15 protein-coding genes are annotated in these 14,734 nt (G+C 66.0%); 7 read left to right on the plus strand and 8 right to left on the minus strand.

All coding sequences use genetic code 11. The features are described 5' to 3' along the window. The first annotated feature begins 16 nt into the window (after window positions 1-16). The 4 genes from E1742_RS16285 (at window position 17) to E1742_RS16300 (ending at window position 3,303) form a co-directional block, all read left to right on the plus strand. Window positions 17-1,519, plus strand: coding sequence for a tryptophan halogenase family protein (locus tag E1742_RS16285; protein ID WP_229466026.1), 1,503 nt, complete (start codon window positions 17-19; stop codon window positions 1,517-1,519). Window positions 1,520-1,598: 79 nt separating this feature from the next. Beyond that, complete coding sequence (locus tag E1742_RS16290) at window positions 1,599-2,111, plus strand: hypothetical protein (RefSeq protein ID WP_134386032.1); 513 nt, start codon at window positions 1,599-1,601, stop codon at window positions 2,109-2,111. An 80-nt stretch (window positions 2,112-2,191) separates the two neighbouring features. Then, on the plus strand, window positions 2,192-2,731 hold the full coding sequence (locus E1742_RS16295) for an SRPBCC family protein (protein WP_134386033.1): 540 nt from the start codon (window positions 2,192-2,194) through the stop codon (window positions 2,729-2,731). Further along, the gene (locus tag E1742_RS16300; RefSeq protein ID WP_134386034.1) at window positions 2,728-3,303 is read left to right on the plus strand and encodes a YceI family protein; all 576 of its coding nucleotides are present in this window, start codon (window positions 2,728-2,730) and stop codon (window positions 3,301-3,303) included. The genes E1742_RS16295 and E1742_RS16300 overlap by 4 nt, the downstream gene beginning before the upstream one ends. Here the strand turns inward: E1742_RS16300 and E1742_RS16305 are convergent, their stop codons facing one another. Continuing rightward, complete coding sequence (locus tag E1742_RS16305; RefSeq protein WP_134386035.1) at window positions 3,304-4,221, minus strand: DMT family transporter; 918 nt, start codon at window positions 4,219-4,221, stop codon at window positions 3,304-3,306. It abuts the gene before it with no gap. Window positions 4,222-4,311: 90 nt separating this feature from the next. On the opposite strand from E1742_RS16305, the gene E1742_RS16310 reads away from it, so the two are divergent. Next, entirely contained in the window at window positions 4,312-5,214 is a 903-nt protein-coding gene (locus tag E1742_RS16310; RefSeq protein ID WP_134386036.1) for a LysR family transcriptional regulator, read from the plus strand. Here E1742_RS16310 and E1742_RS26220 read toward each other — a convergent pair. The 5 genes from E1742_RS26220 to E1742_RS16330 form a co-directional block, all read right to left on the minus strand. Then, window positions 5,195-5,338 carry a hypothetical protein gene (locus E1742_RS26220; RefSeq protein ID WP_166793509.1) on the minus strand — a complete coding sequence of 48 codons (144 nt, stop codon included), beginning with the start codon at window positions 5,336-5,338 and terminating at the stop codon, window positions 5,195-5,197. The genes E1742_RS16310 and E1742_RS26220 overlap by 20 nt on opposite strands. Beyond that, on the minus strand, window positions 5,335-6,534 hold the full coding sequence (locus E1742_RS16315; protein WP_134388208.1) for an MFS transporter: 1,200 nt from the start codon (window positions 6,532-6,534) through the stop codon (window positions 5,335-5,337). Before E1742_RS16315 ends, E1742_RS26220 begins: the two co-directional genes overlap by 4 nt. Window positions 6,535-6,624: 90 nt before the next feature. Then, window positions 6,625-7,548, minus strand: coding sequence for a LysR substrate-binding domain-containing protein (locus E1742_RS16320; RefSeq protein ID WP_134386037.1), 924 nt, complete (start codon window positions 7,546-7,548; stop codon window positions 6,625-6,627). A gap of 178 nt (window positions 7,549-7,726) precedes the next feature. Then, the gene (locus E1742_RS16325; protein ID WP_134386038.1) at window positions 7,727-8,191 is read right to left on the minus strand and encodes a DUF2269 family protein; all 465 of its coding nucleotides are present in this window, start codon (window positions 8,189-8,191) and stop codon (window positions 7,727-7,729) included. Next, window positions 8,191-9,486 (minus strand): SDR family oxidoreductase, encoded by a 1,296-nt coding sequence (locus E1742_RS16330; RefSeq protein WP_134386039.1) that lies wholly within the window; start codon window positions 9,484-9,486, stop codon window positions 8,191-8,193. The genes E1742_RS16325 and E1742_RS16330 overlap by 1 nt, the downstream gene beginning before the upstream one ends. Window positions 9,487-9,585: 99 nt before the next feature. On the opposite strand from E1742_RS16330, the gene E1742_RS16335 reads away from it, so the two are divergent. Continuing rightward, a complete protein-coding gene (locus E1742_RS16335) occupies window positions 9,586-10,056 on the plus strand; it encodes a hypothetical protein (protein WP_134386040.1) in 471 nt (156 codons plus the stop codon). 17 nt (window positions 10,057-10,073) lie between these two features. Here E1742_RS16335 and E1742_RS16340 read toward each other — a convergent pair whose 3' ends face one another. Then, entirely contained in the window at window positions 10,074-13,190 is a 3,117-nt protein-coding gene (locus E1742_RS16340; RefSeq protein ID WP_134386041.1) for a HAMP domain-containing sensor histidine kinase, read from the minus strand. A 221-nt stretch (window positions 13,191-13,411) separates the two neighbouring features. Here E1742_RS16340 and fnr point away from each other — a divergent pair, with 221 nt between their 5' ends. Further along, window positions 13,412-14,167, plus strand: a complete 756-nt coding sequence (gene fnr, locus E1742_RS16345) for a fumarate/nitrate reduction transcriptional regulator Fnr (RefSeq protein ID WP_134386042.1) — start codon at window positions 13,412-13,414, stop codon at window positions 14,165-14,167. Window positions 14,168-14,221: 54 nt separating this feature from the next. On the opposite strand, the gene E1742_RS16350 is transcribed toward fnr, so the two are convergent. Then, window positions 14,222-14,734, minus strand: coding sequence for a FixH family protein (locus tag E1742_RS16350; RefSeq protein ID WP_134386043.1), 513 nt, complete (start codon window positions 14,732-14,734; stop codon window positions 14,222-14,224).

Raw genomic sequence — 14,734 nt, forward strand, 5'->3', positions numbered from 1 at the left:
CAACAAGGAGACAAGCGTGGAACAGACAAAACAACAGCGCCCGATCCGGCGCGTCGTCATTGCCGGCGGCGGCACGGCGGGGTGGATGGTGGCCGCCGGCCTGTCCAAATCGCTGGGCAAGCGGCTCGACATCAAACTGATCGAGTCCGATGAAATCGGCACTGTCGGCGTCGGCGAGGCAACCATTCCAACGCTGATGAATTTCCACCACCTGATGGAAATCGACGAGCGCGAGTTCATGGCCGAGACAATGGCCACGTTTAAACTGGGCATCAGCTTCGAGAACTGGCGCAACGCCAACGAGAACTATGTCCACTCGTTCGGCACCACGGGTACCGATCACTGGACAGCCGGCTTCCAGCACTTCTGGCACAAGGGCCGCGAGCGCGGGCTGGCCGGCGACTATGGCGACTACTGCCTGGAGCTGAAGGCATCGTTGCAGAACCGCTTCGCGCACCTGCCCAAGGCGGGCATGAACTACGCGTATCACATGGATGCGGGCCGCTATGCGAAGTTCCTGCGCCGCTTTTCAGAGCGGTATGGCGTGCAGCGCATCGAGGGCAAGATCGCCGAAGTGCGCAAGGACCTGATCGGCGGCGACATCCGCGCGCTGCGGCTCGATTCCGGCGCCGAGCTGGAAGGAGACTTGTTCATCGACTGCACGGGCTTTCGCGCCCTGTTGATTGGCGAGACGATGGGTGTCGGGTACGAGGACTGGTCGCACTGGCTGTTCAACGACAGTGCCGTGGCGCTGCAGACGACGTCCGTGGGCGAGGCGGTACCGCTGACGCGCGCCATCGGTCGCGAGGCAGGCTGGCAATGGCGCATTCCGCTGCAGCACCGTACCGGCAACGGTATCGTCTATTCAACCCGCTACACGGACGACGACACGGCGCTGCGCACCTTGCAGGACAATGTCGAAGGCGAAGCGCTGACGGCACCGCGCGTGATCCGCTTCAAGCCGGGCCAGCGCCACCAGACATGGAAGGGCAACTGCATCGCCATCGGCCTGGCCAGCGGTTTCCTGGAGCCGATCGAGTCGACCAGTATCCACCTGATCCAGCGCGGCATCATCCGCCTGATGCAGATGTTCCCGACCGACGGCATCAGCCAGGCCGACGTGGACGAATACAACAAGCAGGCGGAAACGGAAATCCACCATATCCGCGACTTCATCATCCTGCACTACAACGTGACGAACCGGCGCGACACCCAATACTGGCGCGACGCGGCCAGCATGAAGGTGCCAGCCTCGCTGCAGCACCGCATCGACCTGTTCCGCGAGACGGGCCGCGTGTTCCGCATTCCCAATGAACTGTTTGCGGAAAACTCGTGGATCCAGGTGATGCTGGGTCAGGGCATCATGCCGCGTCAGCACCACCAGACGGCAGACCTGATGGGCGACGAGGAGCTGGCCCACTTCCTCGGCTCGATCGCCACGTCGATCGACCGCACCGTGGCACAGCTGCCGCAGCATGAGCAGTACGTGCGGCGCTACTGCGCGGGCACCGGGTGGTGAAAATTTGACCGCAGCGTGATAAAGCGAGAGTTTTACAGGCCACTTTTGAAGGTATAACTATGCCTTTTAGGGGGCATGTGTGCGCAAACAAACTCTCTCCGCGGGCGCCATCGCCCTCTTCATGTGCGGCAGCCTGGTGGCGCAATCCCGGCTGCCGGCACCGCAATACAAATTGAAGGCGGAGGAGCGCACCGGGTCCCACCTGCGCCGGGATGCGGCGCGGGGCCGCATCCCGTTCGACAAGACCTACGCGGAGTTGACCGACGAGCAGAAGGCCATCGTGCGCGCGCCCTACGAATCGATGGCGGCCGATGACGAGCCGCCTTTCCCGAAACATGGCCTGAAACGGGTCTACGAGACGATCGTGCAGATCCGCCGCCGGGTGCATATGGAAGGCATTTTCGACGCGGGGGTCATGGTCGGTCCCGACGGCAAGGCCAGCGAAGTGCGCGTTTACAGGTCGCCGGACCCGGAAGTAACGAAACTCTTCGCCAACCTGCTCGTGCTGCAGGAATACAAGCCGCCGCTGTGCCATGGGGTGCCATGCACCCAGGAGTATGCGTTCAAGGTCGACCTGCAATACACGTGGTAAGGCCGCCGGCGCCGGCAGACCGTTGACACGACGGGCGGAGCGGCGTAACTTGCCTATCGGACAACCCATGGAGGCAGGCAATGACAAACCCTGAAACTGGCACCGACAGCATCGCCCTCACGATCCGCCGCCGCTTCGACGCACCGCGCGAGTTGGTCTTTCGCACGATGATGGAACCGGACCACCTGCGGCACTGGTGGGGCCCGAAGGAATGCACGATCACCGTGGGACGCGCCGAGGCGAAGCCGGGCGGCGTGTTCCACTACTGTATGCACCCGCGCGACGCCGGCGCCGCCGGCATGGACGTGTGGGGCCGCATCGACTACCGCGAGATCGACGCACCGAATCGCTTTACCTTCGTCAACGGCTTCGCCGACGAAGCGGGCAACCGCATTCGCTACCCATTGCTGCCCATGTGGCCTCTCGAGGTGCTGAACACCGTGACGCTCGGAGACGACAACGGCGGCACCGTCATGACCCTGCACTCCGTGCCCGTCGACGCCAGCCCGGCCGAATACGGCACGTTCCTGGCCGGCCACCCGTCCATGCAGCAGGGTTTTGCCGGCATGTATGACGTCTACGAACAATACCTCGCCACGCTGAAAGGAGCTGCCGCATGAAGCGCCTGCTGTCAGCACTGATTTTGTCGGCCACCGCCACCGGCGCCATGGCCGCGCCGGTCAACTACGATATCGACCCGACCCACACGTTCCCCAGCTTCGAGGCCGACCACATGGGCATCTCCGTATGGCGCGGCAAGATCAACAAGAGCAGTGGCAAGGTCGTCATGGACCGCGAAGCGGGCAGCGGCAGCGTCGATATCGTCATGGACCTGGCCAGCATCGACTTCGGCCACGATCAGCTCAACAAGTGGGCGATCGGCAAGGATTTCTTTGACGTGAAACGTGCCGGCGGCAAGGCGCAATACCGCGGCAAGCTGACCGGCTTCGAGGACGGCGCGCCGACGGAGGTGCAGGGCGAACTGACGATGCATGGCGTGACGCAGCCCGTCACGTTGAAGCTGAACAGCTTCAAGTGCGTCCCGCACCCGATGCTCAAGCGCGAACTGTGCGGTGCCGATGCCGCGGCCACCATCAACCGCGAGGCGTTCGGCCTGACGGCCGGCAAGGACTACGGCTTCTCGATGGACGTTGCGCTGCGTATCCAGGTCGAAGCCGTCGCCGCGAAATAGTCAGCGGTTCGTCAACGTCACGCCGGCGGCCACCATCACGCCGCCGGCCACCATCGACGCCAGGACTTGTTCGCCCAGCAGCAGCGCGGCCAGGCTGATGCCGAACACCGGCACCAGGTTATTGAATACGGCCGTGCGCGAGGCGCCGATGGCTTTTACTCCCTCGTAATACCAGACGAATCCCAGCACCGTGCCGAACGCGCCCAGGTAGCCCAGGCCCAACCACACCTGCCAGCCGATCGTCGACCAGTCGACGGCCGCGCTGCTGCCCGCGGCGCCGATCGTCAGGAACAGCAGGCCCCACAGCGCCGCATATGTCGTGGCGGCGATCGGGCTGAGGCCCTTCAATGCGGACTTGCCCACCAGCGTGTACGCGGCCCAGCTGCTGATCGCGCACAGCATCAGCAGTTCGCCCAGGCCAACCGACTGGCTGATGTCGTGCAGCGCGGCGACCGGGTCGCCCCGTGTAATGACGATGGCCGCACCGGCAAAAGCCAGTGCGATACCAAGCCACTTGACGGCGCTGAGCCGCTCGCGCAGCAGCATCGCCGCGGCCAGCGCCGTCACGACGGGGTTGAGGGCGATGAACAGCGCCGCGCGGCCCGCCGGCATCTGGCCCAGCGCACCGAAGAAGCACAGGTTGTAGAGGAAGATGCCGGTAAGACCCAGCACGGCGGTGGCCAGCAGCTGCTGGCGCGACAGCCGCGGCAGGCCGCCTTCGCGCCGCCACGCCACCAGCAGCAGCAACGCGACGGCCACGGCGAAGCGCAGCGCGGCGGCCGTCATCACGGGCAGTGCATGGGCGACGATGTGGCCGGCGATAAAGGTGCCGCCCCAGAACAGGGTGACGAAAACAAGTTTGACGTACACGAGCGGCGCGACGAGTGGTGCAACGAGCGGCGGGCTGGCGGTTTTCATGTTGGCCTTGCAGTGAAGGTAGCGGAAGGCATACAGTATTACTTATCCCGATTCATGCGCAAATGAGCAAAAACTCATGGCGACCTTCCTATGACTTTTACCCAGCTCGAGATCTTTGTCATGGTGGCCGAGATGCGCGGCTTCACCTCCGCCGCACTGCGGCTCGGCATCAGCCAGTCCGCCGTCTCCCACGCCATCAAGTCGCTGGAAAATGAGCTGGACGCTCAGCTGGTCGAGCGCGAGCAGGCCGCCGTCACCGTCACGGAACTGGGCCAGCGTCTGCTGCTGCGCGCCCGTGAAATCATCGGGCTGGCCGAAGCCATGCGCCAGGACGCCGCTGTGGCGCGGGGCATGCACCAGGGCCTGCTGCGCATCGGATCGTTCGGGCCGACATCGTCATTGAAGCTGTTGCCGGCCATCCTGGCAGCGTTCCGCGCCCGCTATCCCGGCGTGGAAGTGCAGATCGACGAGGGACCGGATGCGGCCGTGCTGCAGTGGGTGGCCGACCGCCGTGTCGACGTCGGCTTTGCCGTGCTGCCGGACGAGCGCTTCGATACGGTGCCACTCGTGGTGGATCAGCTGGTGGCGCTGCTGCCGCGCGATCATCCGTTGACGCAGAAGCGCGCCGTCACGCTGGCGGAGCTGAGCGGACAGCCGTTCATCATGCCCGAAGCGGGGTGCTCGGCGCTGATCGAGCCGCTGTTCGCCGGTGCCGGACTGGCGCCGCAGGTGCGCTACCGGATGTCGCAGATGGTAACGGTGCTGCATCTGGTCGACAACGCGGACGGCATCACGGTGCTGCCGGAGCTGGCGCTGCCCCATGCGCTGGCGCAGACGCACCAGCGCATCGTGCTGCGGCCGCTGCGCCCCGCTGTGCGGCGCCGGGTGGGCCTGGTGTTTCGCAACCTGGGGCGGGCCGCGCCGGCGGTACAGGCGTTTGCCGACATCGCCCGCACGGCGGCAAAAGGCATGACTAGCCCTGGCACAGCATGAGCAGGTTGGCATAGGCCAGCACGTTCTCCGGCGCCAGCACGGCATGCACGGCCCAGGCGCACAGCGCGCACAGGACGAGTACCACGGCGATCAATGCGGCCGCTTCGCGACGGCAGGCCATCATGCCACCTGCGCGCGCACGACGGCGCGGTCGTCGATGGGCCAGTGCAGCGCCGCGGCCAGCAGGCCCACGCCGATGGCGGCCGCCCACACCAGGTTGTACGAATGCGTTGCATCGAACACGGCGCCACCCATCCAGACACCCAGGAAACCGCCCAGCTGGTGGCCGACAAACACGAAGCCGAACAACGTCGAGATGTACTGCACGCCGAACACCTGCGACACCAGCCCGTTCGTCAGCGGCACGGTGCCCAGCCACGTCAGTCCCATGACAAATGCAAACAGGTAGACGGTCGCTGTGGTGGTCGGCAGCACGACAAACGCCAGCATCGTGGCCGAACGCACCAGGTACAGGCAAGCCAGCAGATGCTTGCGCCGATACAGGCTGCCCAGCTGGCCGCACGCATACGTGCCCGCCACATTGGCCAGTGCCACGATGGCCAGCGCCGCCACGCCGGTGTTGGCGGAAAAGCCCCGGTCCAGCAGGTAGGCCGGGAAGTGGCCGGCAATGAATGCGAGCTGGAAGCCGCAGGCCAGAAAGCCCAGGTTCAACAGCCAGAAGCCCTGGTGCGACAATGCCTCGCCGATGGCCTGACGCATCGATTGCGCCTGCCGCGCGGGAGCGCCGGCGATCCGATCCTCCAGGGGCCACGCCAGCGGCAGCGCCAGCGCCAGTACGACGGCAAACACGGTCAGTGCGGCGGCCCAGCCAACGCCGCCGATGAGCCCTTGCGCGGCCGGCACCAGCGCGAACTGGCCGACACCGCCGATGGCGCCGGCCATGCCCAGCGCCCAGCTGCGCCGTGCCGGCGGCACCAGGCGGCTGATGGCGCCGTAGACGACGCCGAATGTGGTCCCTGCCAGCGCCAGGCCGACCAGCAGCCCGCCCGACAGCGCCAGTTGCGTGCCGGTCGTCGCCTGCGCCATCAGCGTCAACCCCGCGGCATACAGGACGCAGCCTGCGACCAGGACGCGTCGCGCGCCCCAGCGGTCGGCCAGCATGCCGGTCAGCGGCTGCGCCAGGCCCCAGACGAGATTCTGCAGCGCCAGCGCCAGGGCAAACTCCTGCCTGCCCCAGCCCCGCGCCGCCGTCATCGGCAGCATGAACAGTCCCTGCACGTGGCGCACGCCCATGGCCAGACCAATGATGATGCCGCCACAGATGACGATCGTCAGCGGCGAAATGGATTTTTTCATGATGTTCCTCCTGCCAGAGAGGATAGCGGCGCGCATGGCACCGGACGACCGGCCAATCCGCATGCGAGCCATGCGCGGCGCGCATGCGGACGGTCAGCCGATGAAGTCGTCCAGCTCCGCCACGGTGGCGGCCACCTGCGCCAGCAGCCAGTCGCGCACGATGTCCACTTCGGGGCGCGCACCGTCGCCACCCAGCAGCCAGTAGGCATGGCTGTCCACGCGGTCGCGGCTTTCCATGCGCGCGACCAGCCGGCCGTCGCGCAGTGCCGGCAGCAGAAGCGCGATTCGTCCCAGCGCCACGCCGTTGCCCTCGATGGCAGCCTGGATCAGCTGGTCGTACTGGTTGAAGTACAGCGTGCCGCGCGGGCGCGGGGCGATGCCGCGTGCCTTCAGCCAGGGCGACCAGTGCAGGAACGTATGCGACTTGTCGTGCAGTTCGAGCAGCACGTGATCGGCCAGCGCGCCATCGCTGGCGAACGCCGTCGCGGCCATGGCCGCACTGGCGACTGGCACGACATCTTCCGCGAACAGGTGCACGGCGCCCGCGGGCACACTGTCGGCGGGACTGTAGCGGATCGCCAGGTCGATGCCTTCCTGCTTCAGGTCCATTACGCGGTTGCTGGTTTCGACGCGCAGGTCGATATCCGGATGCGCCGCCTGGAAGCCGCCGAGCCGCGGCAGGATCCACAGCGAAGCCACCCCGATGCTGGCGGAAATCGTCACGGGTGCCGCCAGCACGCCGCCCCGGATTGACGTCGTCAGGTCCGCCAGCTGGTCCAGCCACGGCGATGCCAGCGCAAACAACTGCGCGCCCGCGTCAGTGAGCGCGATCTGACGGTTGCCACGTACCAGCAACGGGGTGCCCAGGCGTTCTTCCAGCGCCTGGATCTGCCGGCTGACAGCCGATTGCGTCAGGAACAAGTCCTGCGCGGCGGCGGTGATGCTCATGCGCCGCGCGGCCGCCACGAAGCCGCGCAGCGCATCGAGTGGCGGCAGGTTGAGCAGCGGATTCGACATCGTTCCTCCATGACTGACTGGCGATCATAGCGCATTACAACTAGGCCCACCGACAGCAGGAGATACGATGGCCGCGATACCGAAGGTGGACCTGCAGGGGTTGGCGTTCGAGGATGCGGGTGCACGGGAAGCGTGGCTGGCGCGGGAGGAACGGGGCGAGACGCTCCATCCCTGGGCGTTACATCGGCTTGGCGACCATCAGGTAGAACACGCCGAGAAAGGCGAAGAACGCCGGAATGCCAAGGATGATCCAGCCCTTGAAATAGCGCCAGAACGCCGGCGGCAGCGGCGTACCGGCACTGGCTGCCGCAGCCGACAGGTCGCGCAGCCGCATCTGCAGCCAGACCACGGGGAACCAGCACAGGGCGGCCAGCACGAACAGGCCGATCGAGTACATGATCCAGGCGCTGTGCATCGGGTAACCCGCCAGATGGATCAGATAAAAACCCGTGGCCGGCTGGGCGATCATCGTCGTTCCCGTAAACAGCCAGTCGGCGATGACGACAATACGCGTCACCACGGCGATGGCCGCCACGTTACGGCTGATGACGGCAAACAGCAGGTACCATGCGGAGCCGATACCGGTGCCGAACAGGAAGGTCGACGACAGGATGTGCAGCCATTTGACGATCACGTATTCCATCAGGTTTTCTCCGGTGAGTTGACAGGGTCTTTTTCCAGTTCGTAGAGCAGCCAGATGGCCGCCAGCATGGGCAGGTTCTTGCTGAGGGGGCCATATGGATGCCACAGGAATTCCGGCAGCCGGAAGGCGATGACGATGGTATAAAAGCCGATCAGCCCCACCTGCGCCAGCCACAGCGGGCGGCGCCAGCGGCGCGGCAGCGCCAGCGAACCGATACCGAACAGCAGATCGAGCGCGCTGGCGCCGTACAGCATCAGTGGCGCCAGCATGGCCGGGATGCCGGTGCGTTCCAGCAGGCGATAGCTGTCGTCGACGGGGTAGACAAAGGCGGAAACGATTGCCGTCCAGATCCAGACGATGGCAATGGCAATGCGCAGCAGGGGCAGCAGCCAGCCCAGCTGCGCTTCGCGGCGCGCCGTATCCCGCTCAACGATGAATTTTTCCACTGGCCGGGGCGGATGGCCCAGCAGGCGGATCGTCTGGGCCGGGTCGGCCGTATTGCCCCGTTCGAGCATCTGCAGCGAATCGGGCGTCAGCGGGCTGCCCGGGATGAACCGGCCCGCCCGCGCCGCCAGGCGGGCGACGAACGACGGCAGCCGCAGCACCCTTAGCGGCCCCAGTCCCAGCGCCCGCCGCAGCGCGGCAAGATAGCTTGTAAAAGTCAGCGGCGCCGGGCCCACCAGCGCCACGCGCTCGCTGCGCGGGCCGCGATCGTCCTTCAGCAGCGCCAGGATGGCCTGGCAGACGTCATCGACATGGATCGGCTGCACCGGTTGCGGCAACGTGCCGAACTGCAGCGCCACGGGCATTGTCGCCAGCGTGCGGAACATCTTCGAGCTGGCGCCCTCGGGCCCGTAGATCAGCGATGGCTGCACGATGCGCGAGCGCAGCGGCAGACCGGCCAGGAAATCGTCCGCCGCCTTCTTGCTGCGGTGATACGGCGTGACCGCGGCATCGTCCGCGCCCAGCGCCGACACCTGGATGACCAGTCTGACGCGCGCCTCCGCACAGGCCGCGAACAGCGCCTGGGGGGTTTGCGTGTGCAGCGCAGCAAACGTCTGCCCCGGCGTCTCGCTGATGATGCCCACGGCGTTGATGACGACGTCGACGCCGGACAGGCGCGCCACCCAATCGTTTTTTTCGCTATCGTGGGCGAAGTCCGCCTGGATGAATCCAATGCGGGCATCGGCATGGGGACGGCGCCCCGCACTCAGCACGCGGTGGCCCTGCGCCAGCAACAGCGGTGCGAGGCGGGAGCCGACAAAACCGGTCGCACCGGTCAGCAGTATCAGCATTGGGTGCCCTCTTCGGATGGGTTTATCGCAGTATAGGGAAGGCCGGGAAAAGCTGTCGCGAGCACGGCGGCGGGCCATTCACACGAACGGGATAACGCTATGGACAATTGGAAGCAGGTCGTGGGCAAGGGGATGGTGCCGGGCGCGCTGGCGAGCCTGACATCGACGGTGGTGCTGGCGCTGCGCGCGAAACAGGAAAGCGGCAGCATGTTCGGCGGCGCCAACGCCGTCAGCCACTGGCTGTGGGGCGACAAGGCGTTCCACCGCGACGGGCCGTCGTGGAAGTACACGCTGGTCGGCTATGGCATTCACCATGCCAGCGCGCTGTTCTGGGCCGCCATCTTCGAACAGGTTGCCGAAAAGGTTCTCGATCGCAAGTCGGTTGGCGCCACCACTGCCGCAGCGGCGGCCACCGCGGCAATGGCCTGCTTTGTCGACTACAACATGACGCCTAAGCGCCTGCATCCCGGCTACGAAGAGCGCGTCTCCAGAAAATCGCTGGCGCTGGTGTACGGCGCGTTCGCGGTGGGGCTCGCGGCCGGGGCGTATTTCAACCACCGGGACAAATAAGCCCCTGCGCGAGGGGGTCAGGCGCAGGGCTCGAACTGCTCCAGCCATTCGCGTCCGGCCTCCAGCACCAGGACCAGTTCGCGCCGCACGGCGGCGAAATAGGGCGCCAGTTCGTCGGCCGGCAGGTCGGCGATGGCCTTTTCCGCTTCCGTGGTGGCGTGGATCAGCCGTTTTGCACCCAGCACCCCGATGGCGCCGCGCAACGAGTGAAAGATGCGGGCCGCATCGGCCGGCCGGCCCTCCGCGAGCGCGCGGTCTGCCGTGTCGGCCGGCTGCATGCCTTCCTCAAGCGCGCCGCGCACCATCCGGCACATCAGCGCCCGCCCTTTCGGGTCGCGTCCCATCACGCGCATCAGGCTGTCCATATTGAACACGGGCTCGGCGGGGTCGGGCGGCGTCGCCGGCGCGGGCTCGCGCGGTTCGGCAGCCGGTGTCCGTCGCGTGGCAGGCAAATGGCGCTCGATCACTGCCATCATTTCTTCGACCACGATCGGCTTCGCGATGAAATCGGTGATGCCGGCTTCCACGCAGCGGTCCCGTTCGGAGGCCAGCACGCCGGCCGTCATCGCGATCACGGGCAGCGGCAGGTTCAGCTCCTTGCGCACGATGGCGGTGGCCGTGAAGCCGTCCATGACCGGCATCTGCATATCCATCAGCACGATGTCGTAGCGCTGTGCCTCCACGCGCAGCACGTCCACCGCCTGCTGGCCATCGCCCACCACGTCGAGCGTCGCGCCAGCGCCCTCCAGCAGGCCCCTGGCCACCGCCTGGTTCAACAGATTGTCTTCCACCAGCAGGAAGTGGCACCCGGCCAGCCGTGTGCCCCGGCCGTCGTCCGGCAACGCCCCTTCCTCGCCGCCTTTTGCCACCAGTGCCTGATGCAGCGCCTCGAACAGGCTGGAACTGGTGATGGGTTTGACCAGCACCACATCCGCTTCCGGCGTGTTGGAAATTTCCTCCAGCCGCTCGCGCGCGAAGGCATTGACCATCGCGACAATCGGCTGGCGCCGTCCGTCGGCCGCCAGGCGGATCGCATGGGCCGCGGCGAAGCCGTCGCGTCCCGTCATGTGCCAGTCGGCGAGAACGATGTCGTACGGATGCGGGCCGCGTGCATTCTGCTGGAACAGGTCCAGCGCCAGCGGGCCGGACTCGGCCAGATCGGCATGCCACCCCCACGCGTGGATCAATTGCCCGATCATCTCGCGGCTGGTACGGTTGTCCTCCGCGACCAGCACGGAAAGCGGGCCGATGGACGGCTGGCGCTGCACTTCGCGGTGCAGCACCAGATCGAACGGCAGCTCGAACCAGAAGCAGCTGCCCTCGCCCGGCGCGCTGCGCACCTGGATCTCGCCGCCCATCAGTTCGATCAGGCGGCGCGTGATCGTCAGACCCAGGCCGGTACCGCCGAAGCGGCGCGTGATGCTTTCGTCGGCCTGCGTAAAGGCCTGGAACAGGTGGCTCAACTGTTCGGGACTCATGCCCATGCCCGTGTCGCGCACTTCGAAGCGCAGCACGGCGCTGGTGGCTTCCTGGCGCACCATGTCGACCTGCACGACCACTTCTCCCTGCTGGGTGAACTTGATCGCATTGCCGGCCAGGTTGACGAGAATTTGCTGCAGCCGCAGCGCGTCGCCCCACAACAGCCGTGGTACGGCCGGCGCCACGACGATGGCCAGTTCCAGCTCCTTATCGCCCGCGTTCATCGTCATCGTCGTCGCCAGGGTACTCATCGATTCGTCCAGGTCGAATTCGATTGGGGAGAGTTCCATGCGCTGCGCTTCGATCTTGGAGAAATCCAGTACGTCGTTGAGGATGCCCATCAGCGAATCGCCGGCCGTGCGGATCATGTTCAGGTATTTGCGCTGCTGCGCCGTCAGCGCCGTGTTCTGCAGCAGGTAGGCCATGCCCAGCACCGCGTTCATCGGCGTGCGGATCTCGTGGCTCATGTTGGCGACGAAATCGCTCTTGGCGCGGTTCGCTCCTTCGGCACGGTCGCGCTCCCGTTCCAGCTCGTCGGCACGCGCTTCCAGCTCCACCATCAGTGCGTGGGCGCGCGCATCGGCGGCCTGCCGTTCGGCCATCAGGTCGTTGAACGCGGCGGTCAGTTCGCCCGTTTCGTCGCGCGCCTTGACCGGCAGCGGCGCGTAGCCGTGCGGCGCGGTGCGCAGCGCGCGGATGGCATTGCGCAGGCGCACCAGCGGGGACATGAGCCGCGACGTCACCAGCGCAATGATCGCGGCCGCGACCAGCGACGCCAGCGTCGCCCACAGGGCCAGGCGAAGCAGCATGCCTTCGAACGGCGCGAACGCCTCTTCCTCCGGCAACGCGGCCGCCAGGACCCACGGCACCGATTTGAGGTGGGTCACGCTGGTCAGCATGCGGATGCCGTCCACGTTGGTGCCGAGCATCGTTCCCTCGAAGCCGCCGTCCAGCGCGCGCGTCATGGCGGTCGAGCCGCCGGATTGGCGCGGCTGCATCAGGCGGTCGACCTGGGGATGCAATACGTAGACCGGGTTCCCGCCTTGGGTAACGGCATAGAAGAACCCTGTCCGGCCCACTTTCGCGGTGCGCAGGTGCCCGAGCAGATTGTCCTTGTACAGGCGCAGCACGCCGATGACGACGCAACGCACGTCGCCTTCCTCGCCCAGCACGGGTGCGACCATCTGCACGACGGGGCGCTTGCCGGCGCGGCCGATGACCGGCTCGGCGATCAGCGGCATCCGATCGGCCAGCACGCGCTGGAAATAGGCGCGGTCGGCCACGTTGACGCCGGGCCGCCCCGGCAGCGCGGGGATGTCGGCGATGACGATGCCTTGGGGACTGGCGACCAGCACGTCGTCGAACAGCGTCAGGACGGCGCGGTTTTCGTAGAAGCCGCGCAGGCCGGCCGGGTTGGTGCACAGATCGCGCGGCTGGTAGCGTACCGATTGCGCCACGATCTCGCGCAGCATGACCAGCTTGTCGTCCAGCTCCTGGGCCGTGCGCCGCACCAGCGCGTCCTGCTGGGCGAACAGTACGCGCGTAAAGTCGTCGCGCATGCGCTGCGCCTGCAGCGCAGTCACGAGCGCGATCATGACGATCGACGTCAGCGTCGTCGCCAATGCGACTTTTGCCTTGATACCCAGCGGTTTCATTGCCCCTCGTCGAGCCGGAATGGCGGTAGCACCATGCATGTATCATAATCGCGCTATTGTTCGGCTGGCTACCCGCGTGGCGCTATCGTGCCGCGCCTTCTCGACAGGTTGATATTACTGTCGCGCAATCGATACCGAATGCCATAGCAACCGTGAAGGAACGGCCGAGCGCCTTCCGGTTACAGTACACTGTGGGCCATCCGAACGAAGACTCCCCACGCATGCACCAGCTTCCCGCCATCACCCTGCCCGGTACGACGATCGACGTGCTCAAGGCGCGCTGTGCCACCTGCAGCATGCACCAGCTTTGCCTGCCGATGGGGCTTGACATGGGCGATATGGACAAGCTGGACCAGATTATCGGCCGGCGCCGCAAGGTTGCCAAGGGCAATGTCCTGTTCCGCATCGGCGACCCGTTCACCAGCCTGTACGCCATCCGGCTAGGCCATTTCAAGACCTACCAGATCAACACCGGCGGCGAAGAGCAGGTCACGGGGTTCCAGATGGGCGGAGAACTGCTGGGCATGGACGCGATCAGCACCGACAAGCACTATTGCAGCGCGATGGCGCTGGAGGACAGCGAAGTGTGCGAAATTCCGTTTGCCAGCCTGGAACAGCTGCTGGTCGACATGCCGACCTTGCTGCGCCACTTCCACCGCATGATGAGCCAGGAAATCACGCGCGAGCAAAGCGTCATGCTTTTGCTCGGCAATATGCAGGCCTCGCAGCGCTTTGCCGCCTTTCTCGTCAATCTCGCCTCGCGCTACGAGGCGCGCGGCTACTCGGCCACGGCGTTCCAGCTGCGCATGTCGCGCGAGGACATCGGCAATTACCTGGGGCTGACGATCGAAAGCATCAGCCGCCTGCTCAACAAATTTAAAAAACTCGGGCTGCTGGCCGTCAGCAACCGCGAAGTGCGCGTGCTGGACCTGCCGCGGCTGAAGGCCATCACGGCCGGCACGGAAACCTGCGCATAAAAAACCGGTGACAGGCTCCTATTTTTGGAAAATGGAGCCTGTCACCGGTTTTTTTTACTCCGCCGCCCGCAACACGATCTCGGGTTCGGTGGGCCACAACCACTGCCCTTCCAGGCGCCATGACTTCTTCTCGTCCTCTACCAGCACCACCCACCGGGTGCGTTCCAGCATCGGCAGGCCGATACTGAACGTGCCATCGGCGGCGGGGTGCAGCAGCAGGCGGATGTCCTTGTCCGGCTGCGTTGCATGCGCCAGGTGCAGCAGCACGGGACCGCTGAGGGCGCCGGCATCGCGGCCGGCGACGCGGCCTGCCAGCTTGCCGTCGGCGGCGTCGTAGCGCACGGTCGCGGATACGCCCAGCAACGCTGCCGCGCGGTCGCGCCGCAGGTCCTGATTGATCGCCTTGCCCTTCCTGTAATAATCGCCGACGACCAGCGCGTCCTGCTGCGAGAAGGCGATCCAGCCCGTATAGCCGCAGGCGGCAAGCACAATGGCGGGGCCGGCCATCAGCAGCCATGGCCAGCGTTGCGTGTACCAGGGCTTCGTCAGTGTCAATGCGTGTTCCAT

The sequence above is a fragment of the Pseudoduganella plicata genome, from assembly GCF_004421005.1.
Classification (GTDB): domain Bacteria; phylum Pseudomonadota; class Gammaproteobacteria; order Burkholderiales; family Burkholderiaceae_D; genus Rugamonas; species Rugamonas plicata.

Excerpts from the sequence above, each read along its gene's own strand:
- E1742_RS16295 (WP_134386033.1), top strand. The coding sequence starts at position 2,192 with ATGACAAACCCTGAAACTGGCACCGACAGCATCGCCCTCACGATCCGC.
- E1742_RS16300 (WP_134386034.1), top strand. The coding sequence starts at position 2,728 with ATGAAGCGCCTGCTGTCAGCACTGATTTTGTCGGCCACCGCCACCGGC.
- E1742_RS16305 (WP_134386035.1), bottom strand. The coding sequence starts at position 4,221 with ATGAAAACCGCCAGCCCGCCGCTCGTTGCACCACTCGTCGCGCCGCTC.
- E1742_RS16310 (WP_134386036.1), top strand. The coding sequence starts at position 4,312 with ATGACTTTTACCCAGCTCGAGATCTTTGTCATGGTGGCCGAGATGCGC.
- E1742_RS26220 (WP_166793509.1), bottom strand. The coding sequence starts at position 5,338 with ATGATGGCCTGCCGTCGCGAAGCGGCCGCATTGATCGCCGTGGTACTC.
- E1742_RS16320 (WP_134386037.1), bottom strand. The coding sequence starts at position 7,548 with ATGTCGAATCCGCTGCTCAACCTGCCGCCACTCGATGCGCTGCGCGGC.
- E1742_RS16325 (WP_134386038.1), bottom strand. The coding sequence starts at position 8,191 with ATGGAATACGTGATCGTCAAATGGCTGCACATCCTGTCGTCGACCTTC.
- E1742_RS16330 (WP_134386039.1), bottom strand. The coding sequence starts at position 9,486 with ATGCTGATACTGCTGACCGGTGCGACCGGTTTTGTCGGCTCCCGCCTC.
- E1742_RS16335 (WP_134386040.1), top strand. The coding sequence starts at position 9,586 with ATGGACAATTGGAAGCAGGTCGTGGGCAAGGGGATGGTGCCGGGCGCG.
- E1742_RS16340 (WP_134386041.1), bottom strand. The coding sequence starts at position 13,190 with ATGAAACCGCTGGGTATCAAGGCAAAAGTCGCATTGGCGACGACGCTG.
- fnr (WP_134386042.1), top strand. The coding sequence starts at position 13,412 with ATGCACCAGCTTCCCGCCATCACCCTGCCCGGTACGACGATCGACGTG.
- E1742_RS16350 (WP_134386043.1), bottom strand. The coding sequence starts at position 14,734 with ATGGAACACGCATTGACACTGACGAAGCCCTGGTACACGCAACGCTGG.